This is a genomic window from Actinoallomurus sp. NPDC050550 (assembly GCF_040655075.1).
Taxonomy (GTDB): Bacteria; Actinomycetota; Actinomycetes; order Streptosporangiales; family Streptosporangiaceae; genus Actinoallomurus.
In genome coordinates, this window is the sequence record NZ_JBFAJC010000022.1 from 14,794 (window position 1) to 40,243 (window position 25,450).

At 69.9% G+C, this 25,450-nt stretch carries 25 protein-coding genes; 22 read left to right on the plus strand and 3 right to left on the minus strand.

Annotated features, from left to right (window positions below; translation table 11 throughout):
* The first annotated feature begins 43 nt into the window (after positions 1-43).
* From AB0I04_RS27915 to AB0I04_RS27995, 17 genes are all read left to right on the plus strand, one after another.
* Complete coding sequence (locus tag AB0I04_RS27915) at positions 44-1,381, plus strand: AI-2E family transporter (RefSeq protein ID WP_360890469.1); 1,338 nt, start codon at positions 44-46, stop codon at positions 1,379-1,381.
* Between the two features lie 143 nt (positions 1,382-1,524).
* On the plus strand, positions 1,525-2,013 hold the full coding sequence (gene dut / locus AB0I04_RS27920) for a dUTP diphosphatase (RefSeq protein WP_360890831.1): 489 nt from the start codon (positions 1,525-1,527) through the stop codon (positions 2,011-2,013).
* Between the two features lie 3 nt (positions 2,014-2,016).
* Entirely contained in the window at positions 2,017-2,841 is an 825-nt protein-coding gene (locus AB0I04_RS27925) for a DUF3710 domain-containing protein (RefSeq protein WP_360890472.1), read from the plus strand.
* Positions 2,842-3,211: 370 nt separating this feature from the next.
* A complete protein-coding gene (locus tag AB0I04_RS27930; protein WP_360890475.1) occupies positions 3,212-3,562 on the plus strand; it encodes a Uma2 family endonuclease in 351 nt (116 codons plus the stop codon).
* A gap of 45 nt (positions 3,563-3,607) precedes the next feature.
* Positions 3,608-4,063 carry a VOC family protein gene (locus tag AB0I04_RS27935; protein ID WP_360890478.1) on the plus strand — a complete coding sequence of 152 codons (456 nt, stop codon included), beginning with the start codon at positions 3,608-3,610 and terminating at the stop codon, positions 4,061-4,063.
* 312 nt (positions 4,064-4,375) lie between these two features.
* Positions 4,376-5,872: a hypothetical protein gene (locus tag AB0I04_RS27940; RefSeq protein ID WP_360890481.1), complete on the plus strand. Its 1,497-nt coding sequence runs from the start codon at positions 4,376-4,378 to the stop codon at positions 5,870-5,872.
* Positions 5,782-7,443: a dihydroxy-acid dehydratase gene (locus AB0I04_RS27945; protein ID WP_360890834.1), complete on the plus strand. Its 1,662-nt coding sequence runs from the start codon at positions 5,782-5,784 to the stop codon at positions 7,441-7,443. Before AB0I04_RS27940 ends, AB0I04_RS27945 begins: the two co-directional genes overlap by 91 nt.
* 344 nt (positions 7,444-7,787) lie before the next feature.
* Positions 7,788-8,192, plus strand: a complete 405-nt coding sequence (locus tag AB0I04_RS27950) for a hypothetical protein (RefSeq protein WP_360890484.1) — start codon at positions 7,788-7,790, stop codon at positions 8,190-8,192.
* A gap of 153 nt (positions 8,193-8,345) precedes the next feature.
* Positions 8,346-8,435, plus strand: a complete 90-nt coding sequence (locus AB0I04_RS27955) for a potassium-transporting ATPase subunit F (RefSeq protein ID WP_360890487.1) — start codon at positions 8,346-8,348, stop codon at positions 8,433-8,435.
* Positions 8,435-10,096 carry a potassium-transporting ATPase subunit KdpA gene (gene kdpA / locus AB0I04_RS27960; protein WP_360890490.1) on the plus strand — a complete coding sequence of 554 codons (1,662 nt, stop codon included), beginning with the start codon at positions 8,435-8,437 and terminating at the stop codon, positions 10,094-10,096. Before AB0I04_RS27955 ends, kdpA begins: the two co-directional genes overlap by 1 nt.
* 26 nt (positions 10,097-10,122) lie before the next feature.
* The gene (gene kdpB, locus AB0I04_RS27965; protein WP_360890837.1) at positions 10,123-12,312 is read left to right on the plus strand and encodes a potassium-transporting ATPase subunit KdpB; all 2,190 of its coding nucleotides are present in this window, start codon (positions 10,123-10,125) and stop codon (positions 12,310-12,312) included.
* Position 12,313: 1 nt separating this feature from the next.
* Positions 12,314-13,237, plus strand: a complete 924-nt coding sequence (locus AB0I04_RS27970; RefSeq protein ID WP_360890493.1) for a potassium-transporting ATPase subunit C — start codon at positions 12,314-12,316, stop codon at positions 13,235-13,237.
* Positions 13,238-13,311: 74 nt separating this feature from the next.
* A complete protein-coding gene (locus AB0I04_RS27975; RefSeq protein ID WP_360890496.1) occupies positions 13,312-15,918 on the plus strand; it encodes an ATP-binding protein in 2,607 nt (868 codons plus the stop codon).
* Positions 15,915-16,580: a response regulator gene (locus AB0I04_RS27980; protein WP_360890499.1), complete on the plus strand. Its 666-nt coding sequence runs from the start codon at positions 15,915-15,917 to the stop codon at positions 16,578-16,580. The genes AB0I04_RS27975 and AB0I04_RS27980 overlap by 4 nt, the downstream gene beginning before the upstream one ends.
* A gap of 10 nt (positions 16,581-16,590) precedes the next feature.
* On the plus strand, positions 16,591-18,426 hold the full coding sequence (locus tag AB0I04_RS27985) for an APC family permease (protein WP_360890502.1): 1,836 nt from the start codon (positions 16,591-16,593) through the stop codon (positions 18,424-18,426).
* A gap of 48 nt (positions 18,427-18,474) precedes the next feature.
* Positions 18,475-18,816, plus strand: a complete 342-nt coding sequence (locus tag AB0I04_RS27990) for a hypothetical protein (RefSeq protein WP_360890509.1) — start codon at positions 18,475-18,477, stop codon at positions 18,814-18,816.
* Positions 18,759-19,475: a hypothetical protein gene (locus AB0I04_RS27995; protein ID WP_360890512.1), complete on the plus strand. Its 717-nt coding sequence runs from the start codon at positions 18,759-18,761 to the stop codon at positions 19,473-19,475. Before AB0I04_RS27990 ends, AB0I04_RS27995 begins: the two co-directional genes overlap by 58 nt.
* On the opposite strand, the gene AB0I04_RS28000 is transcribed toward AB0I04_RS27995, so the two are convergent.
* Together AB0I04_RS28000 and AB0I04_RS28005 are read right to left on the minus strand one after the other, a co-directional pair.
* The gene (locus tag AB0I04_RS28000; RefSeq protein ID WP_360890515.1) at positions 19,459-20,265 is read right to left on the minus strand and encodes a MerR family transcriptional regulator; all 807 of its coding nucleotides are present in this window, start codon (positions 20,263-20,265) and stop codon (positions 19,459-19,461) included. The two genes, AB0I04_RS27995 and AB0I04_RS28000, sit on opposite strands and share 17 nt — an antisense overlap.
* Before the next feature lie 23 nt (positions 20,266-20,288).
* Positions 20,289-21,125 (minus strand): alpha/beta hydrolase, encoded by an 837-nt coding sequence (locus AB0I04_RS28005; protein WP_360890518.1) that lies wholly within the window; start codon positions 21,123-21,125, stop codon positions 20,289-20,291.
* Between the two features lie 176 nt (positions 21,126-21,301).
* On the opposite strand from AB0I04_RS28005, the gene AB0I04_RS28010 reads away from it, so the two are divergent.
* The 5 genes from AB0I04_RS28010 (at position 21,302) to AB0I04_RS28030 (ending at position 24,548) form a co-directional block, all read left to right on the plus strand.
* The gene (locus AB0I04_RS28010) at positions 21,302-21,625 is read left to right on the plus strand and encodes an SAV_915 family protein (protein ID WP_360890521.1); all 324 of its coding nucleotides are present in this window, start codon (positions 21,302-21,304) and stop codon (positions 21,623-21,625) included.
* On the plus strand, positions 21,622-21,882 hold the full coding sequence (locus tag AB0I04_RS28015) for an Lrp/AsnC ligand binding domain-containing protein (protein ID WP_360890524.1): 261 nt from the start codon (positions 21,622-21,624) through the stop codon (positions 21,880-21,882). Before AB0I04_RS28010 ends, AB0I04_RS28015 begins: the two co-directional genes overlap by 4 nt.
* Positions 21,883-21,894: 12 nt before the next feature.
* Positions 21,895-23,220, plus strand: coding sequence for a diaminopimelate decarboxylase (gene lysA, locus AB0I04_RS28020; RefSeq protein ID WP_360890527.1), 1,326 nt, complete (start codon positions 21,895-21,897; stop codon positions 23,218-23,220).
* 244 nt (positions 23,221-23,464) lie between these two features.
* Positions 23,465-23,917 carry a YbaB/EbfC family nucleoid-associated protein gene (locus AB0I04_RS28025; protein ID WP_360890530.1) on the plus strand — a complete coding sequence of 151 codons (453 nt, stop codon included), beginning with the start codon at positions 23,465-23,467 and terminating at the stop codon, positions 23,915-23,917.
* Between the two features lie 34 nt (positions 23,918-23,951).
* Positions 23,952-24,548 (plus strand): hypothetical protein, encoded by a 597-nt coding sequence (locus tag AB0I04_RS28030; RefSeq protein WP_360890533.1) that lies wholly within the window; start codon positions 23,952-23,954, stop codon positions 24,546-24,548.
* A gap of 23 nt (positions 24,549-24,571) precedes the next feature.
* Here AB0I04_RS28030 and AB0I04_RS28035 read toward each other — a convergent pair whose 3' ends face one another.
* Positions 24,572-25,450: a hypothetical protein gene (locus AB0I04_RS28035; RefSeq protein ID WP_360890536.1), complete on the minus strand. Its 879-nt coding sequence runs from the start codon at positions 25,448-25,450 to the stop codon at positions 24,572-24,574.

The window sequence follows — 25,450 nt, forward strand, 5'->3', positions numbered from 1 at the left end:
GTCGAGGACTACCGTCCGGGTAGGGCGTCGTCGGAGGAGAACAGTGAGCGATCGGGATTCGGGAATGCCAGGGGTGCTGGCGACCGCCGCGTCGTTCTGCTGGCGGCTGATCGTCGTCGGGGTCGTGGTGTACGCGGTCGTGCGCATCCTCGACATGCTGCGGCTGGTCGTGCTGCCGTGCGCGATCGCCATCCTGCTGTGCGCCCTGCTGTACCCGGTGACCGGCCGGCTGCGGCGGTGGATGCCGTCACTCGCCGCGACCTGGCTCACGATGCTGCTGGCGTTCAGCGTGCTCGGCGGCGTGGGCACCTTCGTCGGCATCCAGGCCAACGACCAGTTCCCGCACCTGGTCAACCGGATCCAGCGGACGGCCACCGACGTCCAGCACTGGCTGGTCACCGGGCCGCTGCACCTGAAGAACTCCCAGCTCCAGGCCGGCGTCGACCAGCTGCTCGGCCAGATCCAGCAGCAGCGCGGCAAGCTGCTGAGCACGGCCTTCACCGGCGCCACCGTCGCGGGAGAACTTCTGGCGTCGATCGTCTTCCTGTTCTTCGTCACGTTCTTCCTGCTGAAGGACGGCCCCGGGATCTGGCGGTGGCTGATCAGCGGCATGGGACGCCACCGCGAACGCGTCGACCGGGCCGGGCGCGCGGCGTGGGAGACGCTGTCGCAGTACGTCCACGGCACGGTGATCGTCGCCCTCATCCACGCGATCGTCATCGCCGTCACTCTGGTGATCATGGGTGTGCCGCTCGTCGCGCCGCTCGCCGTGATCGTGTTCTTCGGAAGCTTCATCCCGATCGTCGGCATCCTGGTCGCCGGGGCGGTGGCCGTGCTCGTCGTCTTCAGCTTCAAGGGCTTCGTCGCCGCGCTGATCTTCCTCGGCATCCTGATCCTCGAACAACAGCTCGAGGGCCACGTCCTCCAGCCGCTCGTCGTCGGCCGGTGGGTGCGCTTCCATCCGCTGGCCATCATCATCGCCATCTCGGTCGGCGCGGTCGTCGGCGGCATCCCCGGCGCCGCCATCGCCGTGCCCACGGCGGCGGTGATCTACCGGGCATGGCCGGCGCTCCGCGGCTCGGACGAGCCCGTCCCGGCCGACGAGCCCGCCCGCCCCCCGCTCCTGACCAGCCGCCGGAAGGACACCACACCGGACAGCGCGTCCTCCGGCAGCACGCCGGCGGGATCCGGGTCGGTGGCGCCGGATGGCGGAGCGGCGAGGGACGAGCCGCCGGCAGGGTCGGCGGCGCCGGATGGCGGAGCGGTCGGCGGCGATCCGTCCGCGGGGTCCGGATCGGCGGCGCGGGGCGGCGGAGCCTCGGAGGACCATCCGCCGGCAGAGCGGACGCCGGACGACGACCGGCCGGACACCGCGCAGTAGGACAGCGGGGCTTCGAGACGGGCCCTAGCCGCCTCCGGGCCGTGCTCACCGGTGTGAGGCCGTGCAGGCGGTAGTGTCACGCCCTGTGACGCGCGCCGAGGCGTGCGCCGCCATCAGATCGTGACGAGGTGGAGCACTTGACTGTGGACGTTCTCATCCAGCGGCTGGATCCCGGCCTGCCCGCGCCGTCGTACGCCCACCCCGGTGACGCGGGCGCAGATCTGGTCACCACCGTGGACGTCGAGCTGCCGCCGGGGGCCCGCGCGATGGTGCCGACCGGGGTCGCGATCGCCCTTCCCGACGGCTACGCGGCCTTCGTGCACCCGCGCTCCGGTCTGGCGGCTAGATTGGGACTGACGATCGTCAATGCGCCCGGCACCGTCGACGCGGGCTACCGGGGAGAGATCAAGGTCACCCTGCTGAACACCGACACCGAGCACACCGTGCGGCTCACGCGCGGCGACCGCATCGCGCAGCTGGTCATCCAGCGCGTCGAGCGGGCCGTCTTCCATGAGGTCCAGGCGCTGCCCGGATCCGCCCGCGGAGACGGTGGTTTCGGGTCCACGGGCGGGTACGCAGGAGCCGTGGAGGGCCGCGCGGACGCGGCCGTACAGCACAGCGAAGGAGCGTGAGTCGTGTTTCGACGCCGTCGTCGGGACGAGGAGCCCGAGAAGAACCTCGAGCCGACCGACGAGGAGACCGTCGCGGCCGAGGAGTCCGAGGAGTCCGGATCCGAGGAGGAGCAGGAGGAGCGCGCGGCAGTGTCCCACGGCGGCCCCTGGGACGCCGAGGCGGACGGGATCCCCGAGGTGGAGCGTGTCGACTTCGGCGCGATCCAGGTGCCCATCGGGGAGAACATCGAGATCCAGCTGAACATCGACGGGGTGGAGGAGGACGCCGAGGGCAACCCCGTCGGCGGCCAGTTCGTCGCCGTCACCGTCGTCTACGGTGAGAGCGGCCTGCAGATCCAGCCGTTCGCCGCGCCGAAGAAGAGCGGGATCTGGGACGAGCTGCGCCAGGAGATCGCCGAGGAGATCAAGCAGGCCCAGGGCGAGACCCAGGAGGCCGAGGGGCCGTTCGGCACCGAGCTGCACGCCATGGTCCCGGTCGCCATCCCGGAGGAGATGCTCGACCAGGTGCCGCCGGAGATCGCCGAGCAGGGCTTCGGCTGGCAGCCGGTGCGGTTCCTGGGCGTGGACGGTCCTCGCTGGTTCCTGCGCGGCGTCCTCCAGGGTGCCGCCCTGCAGGACGAGGAGCAGGCCCGGCTCATGGAGGAGATCTTCTCCAACGTCGTGGTCGTACGCGGTGACTCCCCGATGCCGCCCCGCGAGCTGCTCGAGCTGACCCTGCCCGCCGAGGCGCAGCAGGCGATGGCCGAGCAGGCCGGCGAGGAGGAGGGGGACGAAAGGTCCCCGTTCAACCCTTTTGAGCGCGGCCCGGAGATCACCGAGGTCCGCTGACCGACCCCGAATCCCGCCCCTGGCACGAGACCAGGGGCGGGATTTCGCGTTTTCCGTACTGTAAACGCCTCAATGCATAGAGTGACATCTCGTGATGTGCATGGAGGTGATTCGCTGATGTCGGAGGCGTCTGCCGAGCGGCCCGCTCACTACCGGACGAGCTGGACGATCGAAGAGCTACTCGCCCTGCCGGAGAACGGCATGCGCCAAGAACTCGTCGGCGGGAGACGCGTGGAATCCCCCAACCCTCCGAACCCACGCCAGTGGGCCGCCAAGCAGCTGACGCTCATTCTCGACGACGCAGTGCCTCGCGAGTATGAGGCGGTCCCCGCGACGGATCTGCGGATCGGGCCGGACCTGCTCGTCCCGGATGTGCTCGTGGCGACGTCGGAAGCGCTCTGCGCCCCGGGACAGCCGGCACGTCGAGCCCGAGGACATCCTTCTGATCACGGAGATCCTCGATTCGGGCGATACCGGCTTCGAGCGGGCGTGGAAGCCGCAACGCTACGCCGATGGCGGCGTTCCGTACTACATGGAGCTGGAGCTTTCCCGTCTTCCACGCGTCAGGGTCTACGAACTGCGCGGCAGGGCGTACGCCGAGACGGCCGATGCCCAGGCGGGGGAGACGCTCAAGTTGCCGGAGCCGTTCGCACTGGGCTTCGATCCGGCTTGGCTGGTCGGGGTGCAGCGGGGCGTGGACCGGGAACGGGCAGGTTCGTAGCCTGAGGGGGACGCTCACGTTCGCCACGGTGCTCGGGAGGACTCCATGGGGACGGCTCTGACGCAGGCTCGCTGGACCCATGTCGCGCTGCCGACCGGGGACCTCGACAAGGCGATCGAGTTCTATACGACGCTGACGCCCCTCGTGGTGGTCGAGCGTTTCAAGGACGATGCCGGGGAGAGCGCGTGGCTGTCCAACGACAAGCAGGTCGAGACGCCGTTCGTGCTCGTGCTCGTGTCGTTCAACGCGGACAAGGGCGGCAGATTGGGACTGCTGGCCCCGTTCGCGCACCTGGGCGTCGAGGTGCCCCGGCGGGAGGACGTCGACGAGTTCGCCGAGCGTGCCCGTGAGCTCGGCTGCCTGCACTGGGAGCCGCGCGACATGCCCGGCCCGGTCGGCTACGTCTGCGCCCTCAAGGACCCCGACGGCAACGTCGTGGAGATCTCCCACAACCAGAAGGTCTTCGAGACTGTACGACGGCTGTGGGGCGACGACGCCTGACCGGGGACGATCCCCGCCGGCACCTGTGGCCGTGGCCGTCAGGGCACGGCCGGCTCGTCCCTGACCAACCCCAGGGCGTCGGCCACGCCCGTCAGCTTCGCCGGATTGATCAGCCCGTAGATGTCCCGTACAAGGCCGCTCTCGGGCTCAGCTCGACGACAACGACGGCGTACAGCCGGTCGCCGTCGACCAGCGCCACCGCGGGCTCGCCGTTGATGGTCAGATGGCGGATGCCTCCCTCTATCTAACCCTCCGGATCTAAGTGATTACTTTGAGTTGGCGTCATGGTGATGGTGTCACTAGCCTTCGAACATGCGTTCCCTGTCGCATCCCCTGCCGCCCCTACCCGGTGGCCATGCCCGCGAGTTCGCGGCGCCGTTCGTGGCCTCTGGTCCGTCGGGTGTTGCGATCCGTGCCCGTCTGAAGCATCTGAGCGCCGACGATGAGATGGTGTTGCGAGCGGTGGGGGCGCATCTGGGGGCGTTAGCGTCGCGTGATCTCAAAGCCCGGTGCGCGGACGGCCTGGAACATGACAGTGACACGTGGGCGGCGCGTAAGCGCGCCTTGACGTCGGTGTCGTCGTCGCGGTGGGCCGGGTCGATCACGAAGGCGACACATGATCAGTGGGCGCTAGCACGTCGTAACCAACTCGCCCACATCAAGTCTCTTGAGGCCGGTATCGCCACGATCCGGCATCGGCTGTCCCTGCCGGTCGGGCAACCCGGGTCCAAACACGCTCCGGGTGGGTACCGGTCGGCGGACGAGTGGCACGCCAAGTCCCGCCGCCTGGCGACGCTGAGCGCCCGGCATGCCGCCGCGGTGGCCGACTGGCAGGCCGGGCAGGTCCGCGTTGTGCGCGGCGGCAAACGCCTGCTCAACAATCGTCACCATCTCGATGAGGCCGGGCTGACCAAGGAGCAGTGGCGGGCGCGATGGGAGGCGGCGCGCTGGCTTTTGGCGGCCGATGGGGAGAGCGGGAAACGCTTCGGAAACGAGACCATCCGCATCACCCCCGACGGCCAGGTCTGCATCAAACTCCCCGCACCGCTCGCGTACTACGCGAACGCTCCCCACGGCCGGTACATCCTCACCTGCGCGGTGGCGTTCGCGCACCGGGGGAGCGAATGGGCGGACCGGATCGGAACCGATCGAGCGGTGGCCTACCGCATCCACCATGAGCCGGAGCGGGGCCGGTGGTACGTCACCGCGTCCTGGCAACGCCCCACCGTCACGACCATCCCGCTGGAGGCCGCCCTCGCCAAGGGGGTGGTGGGGGTGGACACCAACAACGACCACCTCGCCGCCTGGCGCCTGGATGTCCACGGCAACCCGATCGGCGCACCCCGCCGCTTCTCCTATGACCTGTCCGGGTCGGCCGATCATCGTGACGCGCAGATCCGGCACGCCCTCACCCGCCTGCTGCACTGGGCCAAGCGCTGCGGCGTCGCCGCGATCGCGATCGAACGACACCGGACCATGCGGCGAACGCAGGCGACCAGCACGCCCAACACCGTTCGGGACGTGCCAGTGACCAGGAACCCACTCCTGCGCACTGAAAATGAACGGTGGGGCTGCCGCTGGCATCCGCCGAGTGAGATGGCCTACAGCGGTGTGGGCGGGACGTGTGATTCCATTCACTGGAGTCTCGTTCGGAGGGATGGAACATGTCTGTGCTGCGCAGCGCCCAGTGGTATTCCGGCCATGACCGCAACGCCTACATCCACCGGGCCTGGATGCGACGCGGCCTGCCGGGCCATGCCTTCGACGGACGCCCGCAGATCGCCATCGCCAACACCGCCTCGGACCTGACACCCTGCAACAGCCACCTCGACGAGGTGGCCGAGAGCGTCAAGCAGGGGGTGTGGGAGGCCGGGGGCGTCCCGCTGAACCTGCCCGTCGTCTCGCTCGGGGAGACGCAGCTGCGGCCGACCGCGATGCTGTGGCGGAACATGGCCGCGATGGCGACCGAGGAGATGTTGCGCGGCAACCCCGTCGACGGCGTGGTCCTGCTCGGCGGGTGCGACAAGACGATCCCGGCCCTGCTGATGGCGGCGGCGTCGGTCGGCCTGCCCGCAGTGGTCGTGCCGGGTGGGCCGATGCTGTCCGGCACGTTTCGCGGGGTGCCGCTGGGTTGTGGCACCGACGTCTGGCGGCTCAGCGAGGAGGTACGCGCAGGGGAGCTGTCCGAGCGGGACTTCCTGGAGTCGGAGTCCTGCATGATCCGCAGCCGGGGCCACTGCAACACGATGGGCACCGCGTCCACGATGGGCCTGCTCGCCGAGGCGCTCGGCACCACGCTGCCCGGCACGGCGGGCCTGCCCGCCCCGGACAGCCGCCTGCTCGCCCGGTCGCACGAGACCGGCCGGCTGGCCGTCGAGATGGTCCGCGAGGGGCGCCGGCCCGGCGACGTGCTGTCGGCCGGATCGTTCCACAACGCGATCGTCGCGCTCGCCGCCCTCGGCGGGTCCACCAACGCGGTCGTCCACCTGCTGGCGATCGCCGGCCGGCTCGGCGTCCCGCTCACCCTGGACGACTTCGACCGGATCGGCGCGGAGGTGCCGCTGCTCGTCGACCTTCAGCCCGCCGGCCGGTTCTTGATGGAGGACTTCCACCGCGCGGGCGGGCTGCACGCCGTCCTCCGCCAGGTCCAGGACCTCCTCGACCCGGCCGCGCTCACCGTCACCGGCCGCCCACTCGTCGACCACCTCGACGACGCCGGCATCTGGGACCCGGAGGTCATCCGCACCAGGGAGGCGCCGTTGCAGGCCGCCGCCGGGATCGCCGTCCTGCGCGGCAACCTCGCGCCCGACGGCGCCATCATCAAGCCCGCGGCGGCCTCTCCGCACCTGATGCGCCACCGCGGGCGTGCCGTGGTGTTCGACTCGATCGAGGACCTGCACGCCCGCCTCGACGACCCGGACCTGGACGTCGACGCCGACTCCGTTCTCGTGCTGCGCGGCTGCGGCCCGAAGGGCTACCCCGGCATGCCGGAGGTCTCGAACATGCCGTTGCCCGAGAAGCTGCTCAAGCAGGGCGTCCGCGACATGGTCCGCGTCTGCGACGGCCGCATGAGCGGCACGGCGTACGGCACGGTCGTCCTGCACGTCGCGCCCGAGGCGGCGGCGGGCGGCCCGCTGGACCGGGTCCGGACCGGCGACCCGATCGTCCTGGACGTCGAGAACCGCCGGATCGACGTCGACATCCCGCAGGAGGAGCTCGACCGGCGGGAACCCTCGAAGGCCCTGCTGGACGGGGTGGCCCGGCCGCGCCGGGGCTGGGAGCGGCTGTACGTCGACACCGTGATGGGCGCGGACACCGGCGCCGACCTGGACTTCCTCGTCGGCTCCTCGGGCGACGCCGTCGCCCGCGACTCGCACTGACCGGTCCCCGTCCCGACCGGCCGACCCGTCACCGGACGCGCGTGACGCGTTTCCGGCTCATTGCTCATCCCGCGCTCGGATGGCGTCGGTTGGGGCACGTTCCCGAGTCCAATACCGGTGTGTCCCAGCGGAGGGACATCGGTCTCGCCGGTCGGCTCATTGGGGTAGTGCCCAACGGCGGGAGCCGGGGGGTCGTTAGAGATGCGTTAAGGCGCGGAGGGGGCGCGCTAAGGCTCTGTCAATGAGGGCCGAAACCCCTCAAACGAGGCGTTTACTCCTGCCGTAAGCCCCCTGACACAGGGGGATCGGCGGGGCATGCCGCCGGCATGCCCGAGGAGGATGCGATGACGCGCCTGGAGATCTCCGCCTGGTCACTGGCCGGCGGGAGCGCCTGCGTCTTCGCGCTGGCCGTCGTGCTGGCCGGACTGCCGTGGCAGGCCGCGTGCGCGGCGGTCGCCGTGGTCGTCGCGGCCTGGGCGTGGCGCAGCCGGATCGTCGTCGGCGCCGTGATCGGCGCGATCGCATGGATGTGCGTCACCGGCTTCGACGTCCACCGGCTCGGACACATCGAGGTCGCCGGGAGTGGCGACCTCGTCCGGGCCGCGGTGCTCGTCTTCACCGGAGTCCTGGCGGCCACCGTCCACACGGTGGTCGACGCCAGACGTCGCTATCGGCGAGCCGACCCGGTCTGGGTCGACTTCCACGAATCCGACTTTGAGCGGCCGGGCCGTGGGGGACCGACGGTCTGATCGAGTCCGCGCCCCCGGCGGCGCTCGGCGAGACGGGGTCATCCCCGTAGATCGAATTGAGGAACCGAAACAAATGGCTGACCTGGTGTACATCCTGCTGACAGTGGCGATCTTCGCCCTGTTCGGCCTGGTCGTGAAGGCGGTCGAGCGGCTTTGAGTCTGGAGAACGTGGTCGGACTGATCCTGGCCGTGCTCCTGATCGTCTTCCTCGCGGCCGCCCTACTGTTCCCGGAGCGTTTCTGATGAGTATGACGGTCGCGGGGGTCCTGTTCACGGGATCCCTCGTGCTCGCTCTGGCCCTGGCCTACCGGCCGCTGGGCGACTACATGTACCGGGTCTACACCGGTACGAAGCACTCGCGGGTCGAACGCGTCGTCTACCGGCTGATCGGGGCCCATCCGGACGCCGAGCAGACGTGGAGCTCCTACGCCCGGAGCGTGCTGGCGTTCTCGGCGGTGTCCGTGCTGTTCCTCTACGCCCTGCAGCGGCTGCAGAGCCACCTGCTGCTGAGCCTGGGCTTCAAGCCGGTGATGACGCACCAGGCGTGGAACACCGCGATCAGCTTCGTCACCAACACCAACTGGCAGTCGTACTCGGGTGAGTCGACCATGGGCCACCTGGTGCAGATGGCCGGCCTGGCCGTGCAGAACTTCGTGTCGGCGGCCGTGGGCATCGCCGTGGCGATCGCCCTCGTCCGCGGCTTCGCCCGCAAGAAGACCGAGCACCTCGGCAACTTCTGGGTGGACCTGGTCCGCGGCACCCTGCGGATCCTGCTGCCCTTCGCCTTCATCGGCGCGATCGTCCTGATCATCGGCGGGGTGGTCCAGAACTTCCACGACCCCCACGCGATCCAGACGCTCGCGGGTGCCAAGCAGTCGATCACCGGAGGCCCGGTCGCGAGCCAGGAGGTCATCAAGGAGTTCGGCACCAACGGCGGCGGCTTCTACAACGCGAACTCGTCGCACCCGTTCGAGAACCCGACGGTGTGGACCAACTGGCTGGAGATCTTCCTCCTGCTGGTGATCAGCTTCAGCCTGCCCCGGACGTTCGGCCGGATGGTCGGCAACAACAAGCAGGGCTACGCGATCGTCTCCGTCATGGCCACCCTGGCCATCATCAGCGTGACGCTGCTGTCCGCCTTCCAGCTCGCCCACCATGGAACGGTCCCGACGGCGATCGGGTCGTCGATGGAAGGCGTCGAGACGCGGTTCGGCGTGGCGAACTCCGCGACGTTCGCGGACGCGACGACCCTGACCTCGACCGGCGCGGTCGACTCCTTCCACGACAGCTACACGAGCCTCGGCGGCATGATGACGATGTTCAACATGATGCTCGGCGAGGTCGCGCCCGGCGGGACGGGCTCCGGCCTGTACGGCATGCTGATCCTCGCGGTGGTCACGGTGTTCGTCGCCGGGCTGATGGTCGGCCGCACCCCCGAGTACCTCGGCAAGAAGATCAGCAGCCGTGAGATCAAGTTCGCGGCGACCTACTTCCTGATCACCCCGATCTGCGTGCTCGTCGGTACCGCGTTCGCGATGGCGCTGCCCGGTGAGCGGGCGGGCATGGCCAACAGCGGCCCGCACGGACTGGGCGAGGTGCTGTACGCCTTCACCTCGGCGTCCAACAACAACGGGTCGGCGTTCGCCGGGATCACCGTCAACACGACCTGGTACGACACCGCGCTGGGCCTCGCGATGGTCTTCGGGCGCTTCCTGCCGATGATCTTCGTGCTGGGGCTGGCCGGATCTCTCGCCCGCCAGGGGCACACCCCCGCGTCGGAGGGCACCCTGCCCACCCACCGTCCGCAGTTCGTCGGCATGGTCGCCGGCGTGACGGTGGTCCTCGTCGCTCTGACGTTCCTCCCGGCGCTCGCGCTCGGGCCGTTGGCCGAAGGAATCCACTGATGTCTGCACAGGTCACTGAAGCTCCGATGAAGGCGCCGGAGCCGCCGAAGCCCTCGGGCGGGCGTGTCCAGGGCGGTCTCCTGGATCCCAAGCAGCTGCTCACGTCGCTGCCGGACGCCGCCAAGAAGCTGGATCCGCGCACGATGTGGCGGAACCCGGTCATGTTCATCGTCGAGATCGGCGCCGTATGGTCGACGATCCTGGCGGTCGCCGAACCGAGCTGGTTCGCCTGGCTTATCGTGGCCTGGCTCTGGCTGACCGTGATCTTCGCCAACCTGGCCGAGGCGGTCGCCGAGGGCCGGGGCAAGGCCCAGGCCGACACGCTGCGCAAGGCCAAGACCGACACGATGGCCCGCCGCCTGATCGACTGGACGCCCGGGAGCGCGATCCGGGAGGAGTCGGTGCCCGCGCCGCAGCTCCAGCAGGGCGACCACGTGGTCGTCGAGGCCGGCGGCGTCATTCCCGGCGACGGGGACGTCGTCGAGGGCATCGCCAGCGTCGACGAGTCGGCCATCACCGGCGAGTCGGCGCCGGTCATCCGCGAGTCCGGTGGTGACCGGTCCGCGGTCACCGGCGGCACCAAGGTGCTGTCCGACCAGATCATCGTCAAGATCACCCAGAAGCCCGGCGAGAGCTTCATCGACAAGATGATCGCGCTGGTCGAGGGCGCCAACCGGCAGAAGACGCCGAATGAGATCGCGCTCAACATCCTGCTGGCCTCGCTGACGATCATTTTCGTGATGGCGGTCGCGACGCTGCAGCCGCTGGCGATCTTCTCCAAGGCGAACCAGCCGGGTGTGCCGGACTCGCTCGCGCTGAACATGCACGGCGTCACCGGCATCGTCATGGTCTCGCTGCTGGTCTGCCTCATCCCGACGACGATCGGCGCGCTGCTGAGCGCGATCGGCATCGCCGGCATGGACCGGCTCGTCCAGCGCAACGTCCTCGCGATGAGCGGCCGTGCCGTCGAGGCGGCCGGCGACGTCAACACCCTGCTGCTCGACAAGACCGGCACCATCACGCTGGGCAACCGGCAGGCCGCCGAGTTCACCCCGGTGGACGGTGTGAGCGAGCAGACGCTCGCCGACGCCGCCCAGCTGTCCAGCCTCGCCGACGAGACGCCGGAGGGCCGCTCGATCGTCGTGTTCGCCAAGACGACGTACGGCCTGCGGGAGCGCACGCCGGGCGAACTGTCGCACGCGACCTGGATCGAGTTCACCGCCCAGACCCGGATGTCCGGGGTCGACCTGGACGGCGACGGCACGCCGGGCCTGGGGGCGGTGGGGCGTAGCCACGGGGGTGAGACGCGCAGGATGCTGCGCAAGGGCGCCGCGACAGCGGTGATGAAGTGGGTGCGCGACAACGGTGGTCACCCGACGGACGAGGTCGGCCACATCGTGGACGGGATCTCGGCCAGCGGCGGCACGCCCCTCGTGGTCGGTGAGGTCGTCCGTGACAACGGCGCGACGACGGCTCACGTGCTCGGCGTCATCCACCTGAAGGACGTCGTCAAGGAGGGCATGCGCGAGCGCTTCGACGAGATGCGCCGCATGGGCATCCGCACCGTCATGATCACGGGCGACAACCCGCTGACGGCCAAGGCCATCGCGGACGAGGCCGGCGTGGACGACTTCCTCGCCGAGGCCAAGCCCGAGGACAAGATGGCCTTGATCAAGAGGGAGCAGGAGGGCGGCAAGCTCGTCGCGATGACCGGCGACGGCACCAACGACGCGCCCGCGCTCGCCCAGGCCGACGTCGGCGTCGCCATGAACACCGGTACGTCGGCCGCCAAAGAGGCCGGCAACATGGTCGACCTCGATTCCAACCCGACGAAGCTCATCGAGATCGTCGAGATCGGCAAGCAACTGCTGATCACCCGGGGCGCGCTGACGACCTTCTCGATCGCCAACGACATCGCCAAGTACTTCGCGATCATCCCCGCGATGTTCGCGGCGGTGTACCCCGGACTCGACAAGCTCAACATCATGCGGCTGCACAGCCCGCAGTCGGCGATCCTCTCGGCCGTCATCTTCAACGCGATCATCATCATCGCGTTGATCCCGCTCGCCCTGCGCGGCGTGAAGTACCGCCCGAGCAGCGCGTCCAAGCTGCTGTCCCGCAACCTGTACGTCTACGGGCTCGGCGGCATCATCGCGCCGTTCATCGGCATCAAGCTCATCGATCTACTCATCATGTTCCTTCCGGGGATGTCCTGACATGCGCCTGCCCACCTGGATTCGCCAGCATCTCGCCGCGGTCCGCGCCCTGCTCGTCCTGACGGTGATCACTGGGGTGATCTATCCGCTCGCGGTCTGGGCCGTCGCCCTCATCCCCGGCCTGCACGACCGGGCCGAAGGCTCGATGATCAAGGGCGCGGACGGCAAGGTCGTCGGCAGCCGGCTCATCGGCCAGGCCTTCACCGACAAGGACGGGAACCCGCTCAAGCAGTACGTCCAGAGCCGCCCGTCCAACGCCGGAACGGGCTACGACCCGACCTCCACGGCCGCGAGCAACCTGGGCCCGGAGGACATCGTCGACACCCTCCCGAAGAACCCGGCCAAGAAGGCGGACGAGATCACCGCCAAGACCGCCCGGGACAGCCTGCTCACCCAGGTGTGCTCCCGCAGCAGGGCGGTCGGCGAGCTCGAGGGCGTCAGTGGCGCCCGCCCGTTCTGCACCCCGGGCGGCGTCGGCGCGGTCCTGTCGGTCATCGGCCCCCGCGACCGCTCGGGCCACGTGACCCGGCCCACCCGCGTCGTCAGCGTCAACGAGCAGTGCGGCGTGGTGACCAAGCCGTTCCTCGCCACGTACAAGGGCGTCGCCGTCGAGTGCGCCAAGGCCGGAGCGGACTACTCCGCGGGCGAGATCGTGCCGATCCGCGGCACCGCCCCCGCCACCCCGCAGGTGCCCGCGGACGCGGTCACCGCCAGCGGCAGCGGCCTGGACCCGCACATCTCTCCCGCCTATGCGCGGCTGCAGGCCGCCCGGGTCGCGAAGGCCCGAGGCATCACCGAGGCGCAGGTCCTGTCCGCGATCAAGGACAACGAGGACGGCCGGACGCTCGGCTTCATCGGCGAGCCCCGCGTCAACGTCCTGCAGCTCAACGTCGAGCTCGACAAGAAGTACCCGTTCCGTGGATGACGGCGGGCATCCGGTGTGCCGTGCGTGGGAGCGCACGGCACGCCGTTCCCCCGCAGACGAGGAGGTGAGGCGAGATGACCCGGGGGCGCTTGCGCGTCTATCTCGGCGCCGCGCCGGGTGTCGGTAAGACCTACGCCATGCTGTCCGAGGGGCACCGGCGCCACGACCGGGGCACCGACGTGGTCGTCGGCTACGTCGAATGCCATGGCCGGCCCCGCACCATAGAACTGCTGGAGGGTCTGGAGGCCGTTCCCCGCAAGACCATGGCGTACCGGGAAACGACGTTCACCGAGCTCGACACCGATGCCGTCATCGCCCGCGCGCCCAGGGTCGCGCTGATCGACGAGCTCGCGCACACGAACATCCCGGGATCCCGAAACGAGAAGCGCTGGCAGGACATCGAGGAGATCCTCGAGGCCGGCATCGACGTGATCACCACGGTCAACATCCAGCACCTCGACTCGGTCAACGACGTCGTCGAGCAGATCACCGGCATCCCCCAGCGGGAGACCGTGCCCGACGAGGTCGTCCGGCGCGCCGACCAGGTCGAACTGGTCGACATGGCGCCCGAGGCGCTACGCCGCCGGATGGCGCACGGCAACGTCTACCAGCCGGAGAAGATCGACGCCGCGCTGGCCAACTACTTCCGCGTCGGCAACCTCACCGCGCTGCGCGAACTGGCCCTGCTGTGGCTGGCCGACAAGGTCGACGACCAGCTCGACCGGTACCGCGCCGACCACGACATCCACACGACGTGGGAGGCGCGGGAGCGCGTCGTCGTCGCGCTCACCGGAGGCCCTGAGGGCGACACCCTCGTCCGGCGGGCGGCCCGCATCGCCGACCGGGCCAAGGGCGCCGACCTGTTCGCCGTCCACGTCACCACCGGCGACGGGCTGACCGGCGCGAGCCCCGCCAACCTGGCCCGCCAGCGCGCGCTCGTCGAGAGCCTGGGCGGCACGTACCACCAGGTCGTCGGCGACGACATCCCGAACGCCCTGCTCGACTTCGCCCGCGGTGTCAACGCCACCCAGCTCGTCCTTGGTGCCTCCAGGCGCGGCCGGTTCGCCCAGCTGTTCTCCCGCGGCGTCGGCGTCACCACCACGGCGCTGTCCGGGCCGATCGACGTCCATCTGGTCACCCACGAGGAGGTGAACAAGCCCCGGCTGCGCACCCGCCGCGCCGGTGGCATCACCCGGCGCCGTCAGGCCGCCGGCTTCATCGTGGCCGCCGCCGGCCTGCCCCTTCTCACACTGCTTCTGGCGAGCCTGCGCGGCCAGCTCTCCCTGCCCAGCGACATCCTGCTCTTCCTCGTCGCCGTGGTCGGCGTCGCCCTCGCCGGCGGCATCTACCCCGCGCTGTTCGCCGCCGTCCTCGGCTCGCTGCTGCTCAACTACTACTTCACCCCGCCGCTCTACAAGTTCACGATCAACCAGCACGAGAACGTCCTCGCGCTCGTCGCCTACGTCCTCGTAGGAATCGCGGTCAGCGTCGTGGTGGAGATCGCGGCCCGGCGGACCCGCGAGGCGGCCCGCGCGAGCGCGGACGCCGAACTGCTGTCCGACCTGACCGGCAGTGTCCTGCGTGGCTGGGACGCCGACGGACGCCACCACGGCGCGCTGAACGACCTGCTGGAACGCCTCCGGGTCACCTTCGCCCTCACGTCGGTGACGCTGCTGGAACGCCGCCCGGAGGCGCCGCTGACCCCCCATCGCCAGCGCGACCCGGACTGCTGGCGGATCATCGCCACCGTCGGCGGCGAACCGACCTGTACCCCCGACGACGGCGACGCCGACATCCCGGTCGACGACGACCTGGCACTCGTCCTGCGCGGCCGGACTCCGTCGGCCGCCGACCGGCGCGTGCTCGAGGCGTTCGCCGCCCAGGCGGCCGTCGCGCTGCGTCAGCGGCGCCTCAGCGAGGAGGCCGAGCAGGCCCGCCCGCTGGCCGAGGCCGACCGGCTCCGGACCGCGCTGCTCACGGCGGTCAGCCACGACCTGCGGTCCCCGCTGGCCTCCGCCAAGGCCGCGGTGGAGAGCCTGCGCGCCGACGACGTCTCCTGGTCCGACGAGGAACGCGACGAGCTGCTCGACACCGCCGACGAGTCCCTCGTACGGCTCGACCGTCTCGTCGCCAACCTCCTCGACATGAGCCGCCTGCAGGCCGGAGCCCTCGGCGTGTCCGCCCAGCCCGTCGCCGTCCAGGAGATCGTCCCGTACGCCGTCGACGAGCTCGACGCCCCTGACGTACGGCTTCAGATCCCCGACGACCTGACCGAGGCGCTGGCCGACCCGGTCCTGCTGGAGCGGGTCCTGGTCAACCTCATCTCCAACGCGGTGCACCACAGCCCACCCGACGAGCCGGTGCTCATCACGGCCAGCGCCCACGCCGGCCACCTCGAACTCCGGGTCATCGACCGAGGACCCGGGATCCCGCCGGCCGACCGCGACCGCGTCTTCCAGCCCTTCCAGCGGCTCGGCGACCGGGACAACGGCACCGGCGTCGGTCTCGGCCTGGCCCTGTCCCGCGGGCTGGTGGAGGCGATGGACGGCACCGTGACCCCCGAAGAGACGCCCGGAGGAGGCCTCACCATGATCGTCACACTGCCCGTCGCCCCTCCCGACCTGGCCGATCCGGCACTCACCTCGCACGTCGACGCGCTACGGGAAAGGCGGAGCCGGTGACACGCGTCCTCGTCGTCGACGACGAACCACAGATCGCCCGCGCGCTCACGCTCAACCTGCGTGCGCGCCAGTACGAGGTGGCGACCGCCGCCGACGGCAGCGAGGCGCTGAGACGGGCCACCGACTGGCATCCCGACGTCGTGGTCCTGGACCTGGGGCTGCCGGACCTGGACGGCGTCGACGTCATTCACGGGCTGCGCGGCTGGAGCAAGATGCCGATCATCGTGCTGTCCGGGCGCAGCGGCGCCGAGGACAAGATCACGGCATTGGACGCCGGAGCCGACGACTACGTCACCAAGCCCTTCGGAATGGACGAACTCCTCGCCCGCATCCGCGCCGTCAGCCGCCGTACGGGCTCCGCGGAACCGGTGCCGACCGTCCAGATCGGCGACCACCTCGTCGATCTGGCCGCCAAGACGATCACGCCCGACGTCCATCTCACGCCCACCCAGTGGCGGCTGGTGGAGATCCTGCTGCGCAACCCGGGCAAGCTGATCAGCCAGCGCTGGCTCCTGACCGAGGTCTGGGGACCCTCGTACGAGCGCAAGACGAACTACCTGCGCCAGTACATGGCCCAGCTGCGCCGCAAGCTGGAATCCGATCCGGCGCATCCGCGGCACCTGCTCACCGAGCCCGGAATGGGCTACCGCTTCCAGCCTTAAGGGTTCTGCCATGTCACTGCTGTCCGAGCGCAAGCGGTCTCCCCGGCCCGGGTCTCCGGACGAGGCCGACCGGCATCGGTTGTCGGTCGTCGGCGGGCTCGCCGCGCTGTCACTGGACGCCATGGCGTCGGTCGCGTACGGCCCGGAGGCCATCGTCATCGTCCTGGCCGTCGCGGGCGGCACCGGCCTCGGCTACACCGTCCCCGTCACCCTGGCCATCGCCGGGCTGCTGGGCGTGCTCACCCTGTCCTACCGGCAGGTGATCGCGGCCTTCCCGGAGGGCGGCGGGGCGTACGGGGTGTCCAAGACCTACCTCGGGCGCAGGTCATCGCTGGTGGCCGCTGCCTCCCTGGTCGTCGACTACGTGTTGAACGTGGCGGTGTCGATCGCCGCGGGCGTCGCGGCCCTCACCTCGGCGGTGCCCGCGCTGCTGCCGTACACGGTGTGGCTGTGCCTGGCGGTCCTGGCGCTCGTTACCGCGATCAACCTGCGGGGCATCGCGCACAGCGCCCGTCTGTTCATTGCGCCCACCGCGCTCTTCGTCCTCTCCATCGTCGCGGTGATCGTCGTCGGGATCTTCCGGGACCACCCCGTGTCGGTCGAGCACGCCACCGCGCAGGCGCACACGCTGCAGACCGTCGGGGTGCTGTTGCTGCTGCGGGCCTTCGCCAACGGATGCGCGGCGCTGACGGGCGTCGAGGCCATCGCCAACGCGGTGCCCACCTTCCGCACCCCCCGGGTAAAACGGGCCCAGCGCGCCGAGGTCGCGCTCGGTGCGATCCTCGGCCTGATGCTGATCGGCATCGCCGCGCTCATCGTGCGGTTCCACATCCGCCCGGTCCACGGCGTCACGATCCTGTCCCAGGTCACCGCCGGCTCGCTCGGGCACGGGATCGGGTACTACGTCGTCCAGTTCTCCACGGTGGTGCTCCTCGCCCTCGCCGCCAACACCTCGTTCGGCGGCATGCCCGTCCTCGCCCAGCTCCTGGCCAAGGACAACAACCTGCCGCACCTGTTCGCCCTGCGGGCCGAGCGGCAGGTCCATCGCTACGGCATCGCCTTCCTGACCGCCACCGCCGCCCTGCTGCTCATCGGCACCGGCGGCGACATGAACACGCTGGTGCCGCTGTTCGCCATCGGCGTCTTCGTCGGCTTCACCCTGTCGCAGGCGGGCATGGTCCGGCACTGGTGGACCGAGCAACCCGCCGGGTGGCGCCCGCGTGCCGCGCTGAACGGCTTCGGCGCCCTGCTCACCGCGCTCGCCGCGATCATCGTGACCGCCACCAAGTTCAGCGAGGGCGGCTGGCTGATCGTCGTCACGATGCCGCTGATGGTCGCGCTCATGGCGGCCATCCACCGCGCCTACGACCGCATCGGGGAACGGCTCGAGATGAGCCGGGTCCCCGCGCGTCCGCGTCCCCGTCGCGCCCTCGTGATCGTCCCCATCGGAGCGGTCAACCGGCTCACCCAAGAGGCGATGTCGGCCGCGCTGTCCATCGGCGACCGGGTCGTCGCCGTGCGCGTCACGCACCCCGACGAGCCCGAAGACACCAAGAACTTCATCGAGGCGTGGGAACGCTGGGCCCCGGACGTCAACCTGACCCTGGTCAACGACGACCACCGTCGCCTCGTCGAACCGATCGTCGAGTACGTCCGCGGCGTCGACGAGCCGCACGTGTTCGTCCTGATCCCCGAGGTCGAACCGGCGCACGCCTGGCAGCGGATCCTGCAGAACCAGCGCGGGGCCGTGCTCGCGCACGCGCTGCGCCGCGACACCGACGCGGTCGTCTGCCGGCTGCGCTTCCGCCTCACCCCGATCGGAGATTCCCGAAACGCCATGCCCTGACCGGCGATCGCGACTCGCTTCGGAGTGGACGGTGGAAAGGCATCTCTCGTGCTCGACGGTGTGCTGCTCGTGGCCGGCTTCGCCCTGCTGGTGGCCGGTGCGCTCGTGTTCACCAACGCGGTGGAATGGGCGGGGATACGCCTCGACCTCGGTCATGGAGCGGTCGGCAGTGTGCTGGCGGCCGTGGCGACGGCCATGCCCGAATCCCTCGTACCGATCGTCGCGATCGTCCGAGGCGAGCAGGGCGGCCCGATCGCGATCGGCGCGATCATCGGCGCGCCGTTCCTGCTCGGCACCCTGGCGATGGCGCTGTGCGGCGCGGCGCGGCCGCGATGTTCTACCGGGTCCGGCGGAACGGGACCGGCCTGCGGCTGGACCGGCAGGCGATGAGCCGGGACCTGCTCGTCTTCCTCGGCACGCTGTCGATCGCCATCGTGATCGGCAACGTCCGCTCCCGCCCACTGCACGTCATCGGCGCGGTGCTGCTGGTCGCCGTGTACGGGGCGTACCTGGCCACGACGATCGCCCGGGCCAGGCGGCATGGCGGCGAGGAGGAGCTGCCCGGCCCGTTGTACTTCAGCCTCGACAAGGACGCTGCGCCACGGGCATACCAGATCATCGCGCAGACGATCGCAGGCGTCGCCCTGCTGGTCGGCGGCGCGGAGCTGTTCGTCACCGTGATCGAGCGCCTCGCCCACGCCCTCGGCGTCAACCCCCTGGTCCTGACGCTCCTGGTCGCCCCACTGGCGACCGAACTCCCGGAGAAGATCAACAGCGTGCTGTGGATCCGGCAGGGCAAGGACACCCTCGCCTTGGGCAACATCACCGGCGCCATGGTCTTCCAGTCGATGCTGCCCGTCGCGGTCGGGATGGCGTTCACCGACTGGCACCTGACTGCCCCCGCCCGGTTCGCCGCGTTCGCCGCGCTCGGTGGTGCGATCCTCGCCGTGATCGCCGTACGTCGTACCGGCCGGTTCTCCGGCCCCTTCATCGGCTGCTGGGCCGGGCTGTACGCCGGGACGGTCGCCTCGATCATCGTGCTGACCTGAGGCTGCTCGAACCGGCGCGTGTCGGGTCCGCGCGCTCGAGCTTGGTCCAGCCGGTCCAGCCTCGCTCCTTCAGCAACTCGATCAGTCGACGGGCCGGCGGCAAGGCGTCGAACGCCAGTGTGTCCATCAGCGTGACCAACGGTGGCTCGATGTCGGTGTCGTCGACGTAGTCCTCGCCCTGCTCGTCGGCCAGCTGCGCGATGTAGGCGGCCAGCTCGTCGGCCAGCTCGACCAGACGTGAGTCGTCGTCGGCCTGGTCGAGAGCCCGGCCCAGGGTGAGGTAGAAGCCGATGAGCTGGGGATCGGCGAGCTGCTCCCGTTTGCGTGCCATCCACTCCGGGACTCGCTCGGGTGAGCGCGCGGCCAGCGGGATCCAGCCGTCGCGCTCGACCTGGACGATCCGCTCGTCGACGCCGAGTGCCCGAAGTCGGTCGAGGAACTCGACCACCTCCGGTGGCAACACCAGGTTGTCCCCGGCGGCGAGCCGAGCGATCCGCTCCCGGTGCCGCTGCCGCTCCCGGATTTCCGCATGGAGCCGTTCGTCGATGTCGGCGACCGCCGCGGCGAACTCCTCCTCGTCTGCCTGCAGCAGCTCCCGCACACGCGCCAGTGGCACGCCTGCCTCGGCGAGGGTCCGGATCTTGATCAGCTCGACCACGGCGGCGGCATCGTACCTCCGGTAGCCGGAGCGGTCCCGCTCCGGCTCCGGCAGCAGCCCCTTGGAGTGATAGTGCCGCACCGCGCGCACCGTGACTCTGGCGTACGACGCCAGCTCGCCGATGGTCAGCATCGGACCACTCTCCCAGGAGCTGTTCAAGAAGTGGCCTGGCCGGCCGGGCCTTGTGGTCTCCGGATGATCTGGGCGATCTCCGGGGCGTGCGTGAAGACCAGCCGGTGATCGGCGTCGAGCCAGGACGTGGAGACGTGCGGCTGCTCGCGGACGAGCCGCTCGACGCCGGCACGCCAGTTCTGGTTGTACCGCGTCGTACGCCGATCGCCGCTGTCGCCGGCCATCGAGGTCGACATGATCATGCTGATGGGCCGGTCGATCTTCCGGTACCGGTCGAGGATCCCGGACCGAACAACATCGATCTCGACATTCAGGTCGAGGATCTCCTGGGCGGTGAGCAACACCTGACACGCGGTGCCCCGCAGGGCCTCATGCCGGGTCGCCAGGTCCTCCCACATCGCGCGGAACTCCGGCAGGTCGGCCTCGGTGATGAACGGTTCGGGCACCGGGTTCGCCCCGTCGATGAGTACGAGTTCGGCGACGGTGCCGGGATGCTCGGTGGCATAGTGCACGGCCAGGTCCGCGCCCAGCGAGTAGCCCACGAGCACGGGCGGTGAGGGCAGGCCGAGGCGTGCCGGCTCCGCCAGCACGGCGGTGAGATCGCCGAGGAACGCCTCGAAGGAGTACCGGTCGGCGGCCGAGGCGAGGCCATGGCCCCGCAGGTCGAAGGTCACCACGTCGTGGTCGCGCCGCAGCAGCTCCGTCAGCTCGCGCAGGTCGGCCTGTGTCGAGTTCAGTCCAGGGCACAGGACCAGCGGTCGTCCCCGGCCGCCGCGGGACACCGGGATCGTGACGCCGTCGTGGTGGACCGTGAAGTGCCGCATCGTCCTGTCGCCGCTCTCATCGGCTTTCGTGGTCATGCCAACGATGCTGAGAGGTTGCCCCTGCGTCAGGGTCAACCGTCGCGGGATTCGGACATTAAGGCGACGTTAGGGATGACATCCCCCATGTGCGGATCCCGTAGCGGGACCTCACATCGCCTCTTCCTGGGCCTACCGTGAGGTCGTCGGCTGCTTGTGAAAGAAAGCACAAGGTTATGGAAGAGTTCAATGAGTCCCCTGATCCGCTCTTCGTCCCGGTCCGCCGTTCCTCGGCGGGCACGTTGACGCCGTTGACCGCGCGGCTTCCCGCCGGCCCGCGTGTCGGGGTGGCCTTCACCGGTCTGGCGGCCCTGCGAGCGGCTTCCGGGCCGGCGCAGGAATGGATCCGGCTGAGCGAGCACGCTCTGCGCGGTCTCCTGTCCCCGCTGGGGATCGATCGGATCCAGCTCGACCCGATGCTGGTCGCCGCCGACGTCAACCGGCCGACGCCGGTGCGGAACGTCCCCAGGCCGGCGACGGCGCAGGCGGTGGACCGATGACCGCCGGGCTGCAGGCCGTGGCGGTGATCGCCATCGTCCGGGTCCGCATGGCGGACCAGGTGCCGCCGGAGTCGTTCGAGACCTGGCTGCGCGACCGGCCGGCCGTACGGGGCGTCTGGTCGCTCAGCGGCGACTGCGACTACGAGATCCGCCTCACCACGGCGAGTCTCGACGAGCTCAACGCGGAACTGCGCGCCCTGCGCCACCGGGGCGCCGAACAGACCAGCACCTGCCTGCTGCTGCGCGAGATCCTTTAGGAGGGGAATCCGATGGTTCTGACCCGGGAACGGAGCACGCTCGACCACGCGATCTGGCCGGCGACGGCACGGGCCACCCCGGACGGCGACGTCATGGTCGGCGGCGTGCGGCTGAGCGACATCGCCGAGCGATACGGCAGCCCGGTCCACGTCATGGACGAACTCGACGTACGGCAACGCTGCCGGGACTTCCGCCACGCGTTCCCGGACGCCGAGATCGCCTACGCCGGCAAGGCCTTCCTGTGCCGCGCCATGGCCCGGTGGATCGCCGAGGAAGGGCTCGCGCTCGACGTCTGCTCGGCCGGCGAACTCGCCGTGGCGCGATCGGCGCGGTTCCCGGCGGAGCGGATCCTCATGCACGGCAACGGCAAGACCCCGGAGGACCTGCGAGCCGCCCTGTCGTACGGCGTGAGCCGCATCGTCGTCGACTGTCCCTCCGAGATCACCCGGCTGGCCGCCCTCACCGGCCGGGACGGGCCCGCCCAGCAGGTGCTGATCCGTGTGACCCCTGGTGTGGACGGGAAGACCCACCCGGCCGTGGCGACCGGCGGCGAGGAGCAGAAATTCGGCTTCTCCCTGGCGTCCGGCGCCGCCGCCGAAGCCGTGCGCCGGGTCCTCGCCCAGCCCGCACTCGCCCTGACCGGCCTGCACTGCCACATCGGATCGCAGATCACCGGCATCACCGCCTACCAGCAGGCCGCCCGCCGGATGGCGAGCCTGCTCGCGGCCGCACGGGACGAACACGGCGTGGTGCTGCCCCACCTCGATCTGGGCGGCGGCTTCGCCGTACCGTACCTGCAGGGCGAACACGGCCTCGACCCGCGCACCCTGGCCGAACCCCTGATCACCGCGCTCCGGTCGGCCTGCGACTCCCACCGGCTCCCCCTGCCACGGGTCACCCTCGAACCGGGCCGTGCCATCAGCGCCCGCGCGGGCGTCACCCTCTACCGGGTTCTCGGGGTCAAGCACACCGCGGCCGGCCGTGTCTTCGTCACCGTCAACGGCGGCATGAGCGACAACCCGCGGCCGAGCCTGTACGGCGCCCGCTACTCGATACGGCTGGTCGGCCGGCGCGCCGCTCCAGGGCACCGATTCGTCACCGTCGCCGGACGGCACTGCGAGGCGGGCGACGTGCTCGTCGAGGACGCGGAGCTCCCGGCGGACCTGCGCCCGGGAGACCTGCTCGCCAGCGCCTCCACGGGCGCCTACCACCACTCCATGGCCTCCAACTACAACCTGGTTCCCAGGCCACCCGTCGTCGGCGTGCGGGCCGGAGAGAGCCGCCTGCTGATCCGCCGCGAGACCGAGACGGACCTCCTCGTCCGCGACGTCGGCTGAGCGCGAGGCACCGGCCGACAGGGCGCCGACGGCTTCACATCACCATTGATGTTAGGAATCTGTCAAGAATTTAGTTGCAAACGTCATGGCCGCGTACCAGCGCCTTTTGCGGCAACCGAACGGCTCATAGTCTTTGTCGTCCACCCTGGATTTCCGGTGGCAACGGACGGCGCACGACAGGCGCGCGAAAGGTAACAGCCGTACTCTCCGTGCAGCCGCTCGACGAACGTGGACAGGAGGCGTCGTGGAACTGCCCGACGTGGGCAAGGTGTTCGGCCTGGACATTGCCGGCCTGGCCGACCAGGCTCAGGATCAGGCGTCGAAAGCGGCTGAACTGCAGCGCCGGATTTCCGGTCTGGTCGGACACGCCGAGACCGCCGACGGCAGGATACGACTTTCGTTCTCTCCCGACGAAGGGCTGTCGGAGCTGCGCATCGACCCGCGCGCGATGAGGCTCGGTTCGGAAGAACTGGCCGAGACCATCCGGGAGCTCACGCGGCAGGCCATGCGCGACCTCGCGGGGCGAAAGCAGGAAGCGGCCCGTGAGCTGTTCGGTATCGACTTCGAGCCCGAGGCGGCCAAGCCGGATCCGGAGGCGATGCGGCGGGCGCTGCACGGAGTGTCCGCGGTCGTCGAGTCCACCGGACAGGAGATGCTGACCCTCGTGGAACGGCTGCGCCGCGGCGTCGAGCGCTGAGCCGTCCCACATCGACCCGGCCCCGGGAGGCTCGGTGAGTGAGCTGCTGGCGAGCGCTGTCGTCGACGTGAACGGATCCAACCGTGCCTCGGAGCTGGAGGGGACCCTGTTCGACGGAAACGGCACGGTGCTGGCCACCGTCGACGAGCCGGGGCTGTCGCGATGGCAACGGGTGTACCGCGCCGGCTACACGTTCGCCAATCGGAAGCAGGGGGTGCGGCCGCTGGGACATCGGCTGGAGGTTCGGGGGGCGGCCGGCGAGCCGCTGTTCTCGATCGCCGATGCCCGCCGGATCGGTCCGTCCCGGCGGCGGATCCGCGTCCTCGGACCGGACGGCTCGCCGGTGGGAGCGGCCGAGCAGGCGTGGCGTAACCCCATCCGGGGTCGCTTCCGGCTGGTCGACGCGCATCGAGGCGCGCTCGGCGAGCTACGGCCATTGGGACGGTTGGCGCTGCGGTACTCCGTCGTCGACTCCGGTGGCGTCGAAGTCGCGCAGATCAGCCGGATCCCGGTCACCACGCCGCAGGGCGGCGGCGCGCCCAGCCGATGCCATGTCACGTTCGGCGATGTGTCCGACCCGCTGCGCGTCGTCGTCCTTGGATGCGCCATCGCCCTACAGCTGATGGTGTGAATCAGCGCTCTCAGGCGTAGGTGTCATCGATTCCATCGACCGTCGTCATAGTCGCCAAGTCGATCGCGGAGATTGTCGCTGATGTTTCCGGAGGTCAACGACAGGTCTCCGCCCCACGTCGTCGCATTTCCCCATGCTCCCGCCGTTCGCGGGAACGTGCGGGGCGTGAAGCCGAATTTCTCGAAGGGCCACTTGGCGCCGTTCATGAGCGACTTGTTGAGGTCGCGCTCCAGGCGGGAGAGAGTCCCCGACAGGAGGTTGTCGACACTGTCGAGGGCGCCGTGCAGGAGGTCGCCCAGCACCTTGTCGTTGCCGTTGAACAGCTGTCCGCCGACGTCCACGGCCATGCCCGCGCCGACGACGCCGGCGAGCCCCTTGGCGATGCGCTCTTCGAGCGTGTCGAGCCGGTCCAGGTAGGTGAAGCACGTCACGGCGGCCTGGGACGCGGTCGCCTCGGCGGCGGCGACGGTGAACAGGCCGGCCATCGCCAGGAGAACGTACGCCATGTTCCAGAGCATGACGGCCGCGATGATCACCATGAGCGTGATGAGGATGAAGAGCATCGCCGCGAGGATGAACATGGCCACTGCCACGACCGTCGCCATGGCCATCTCGAATGCGATCTGCGCCTCGTAGTCTTCCATCTTGCGCTCGAAGGCGGCTCGGTCGTCGCCCTTCCATTCCTCGGGCGTGAGTCCGGCGACCGTGCTGCGCACGGTGTTCCTGGCATCGCTGAGGTCATCGCGTATGCCCCACCACTTCTTCGCGCTGTCGAGTATCGCCTCCGGATCGCACTGGTCCTCGAACATCTCGGCCACCAGCGGCCATGCCGCGGGAATGACGAAGGCCGCGGCCGTGACGGCGCTCAGTGCGCTCCCGGCGGCCAGTGAACTCGTACTCAC

Coding starts and splice junctions, on each gene's coding strand:
- AB0I04_RS27930 (WP_360890475.1), top strand. CDS start 3,212: ATGTGCTCGTGGCGACGTCGGAAGCGCTCTGCGCCCCGGGACAGCCGG.
- AB0I04_RS27935 (WP_360890478.1), top strand. CDS start 3,608: ATGGGGACGGCTCTGACGCAGGCTCGCTGGACCCATGTCGCGCTGCCG.
- AB0I04_RS27940 (WP_360890481.1), top strand. CDS start 4,376: ATGCGTTCCCTGTCGCATCCCCTGCCGCCCCTACCCGGTGGCCATGCC.
- AB0I04_RS27950 (WP_360890484.1), top strand. CDS start 7,788: ATGACGCGCCTGGAGATCTCCGCCTGGTCACTGGCCGGCGGGAGCGCC.
- kdpA (WP_360890490.1), top strand. CDS start 8,435: ATGAGTATGACGGTCGCGGGGGTCCTGTTCACGGGATCCCTCGTGCTC.
- kdpB (WP_360890837.1), top strand. CDS start 10,123: ATGAAGGCGCCGGAGCCGCCGAAGCCCTCGGGCGGGCGTGTCCAGGGC.
- AB0I04_RS27970 (WP_360890493.1), top strand. CDS start 12,314: ATGCGCCTGCCCACCTGGATTCGCCAGCATCTCGCCGCGGTCCGCGCC.
- AB0I04_RS27975 (WP_360890496.1), top strand. CDS start 13,312: ATGACCCGGGGGCGCTTGCGCGTCTATCTCGGCGCCGCGCCGGGTGTC.
- AB0I04_RS27985 (WP_360890502.1), top strand. CDS start 16,591: ATGTCACTGCTGTCCGAGCGCAAGCGGTCTCCCCGGCCCGGGTCTCCG.
- AB0I04_RS27995 (WP_360890512.1), top strand. CDS start 18,759: ATGTTCTACCGGGTCCGGCGGAACGGGACCGGCCTGCGGCTGGACCGG.
- AB0I04_RS28000 (WP_360890515.1), bottom strand. CDS start 20,265: ATGCTGACCATCGGCGAGCTGGCGTCGTACGCCAGAGTCACGGTGCGC.
- AB0I04_RS28005 (WP_360890518.1), bottom strand. CDS start 21,125: ATGACCACGAAAGCCGATGAGAGCGGCGACAGGACGATGCGGCACTTC.
- AB0I04_RS28010 (WP_360890521.1), top strand. CDS start 21,302: ATGGAAGAGTTCAATGAGTCCCCTGATCCGCTCTTCGTCCCGGTCCGC.
- AB0I04_RS28015 (WP_360890524.1), top strand. CDS start 21,622: ATGACCGCCGGGCTGCAGGCCGTGGCGGTGATCGCCATCGTCCGGGTC.
- lysA (WP_360890527.1), top strand. CDS start 21,895: ATGGTTCTGACCCGGGAACGGAGCACGCTCGACCACGCGATCTGGCCG.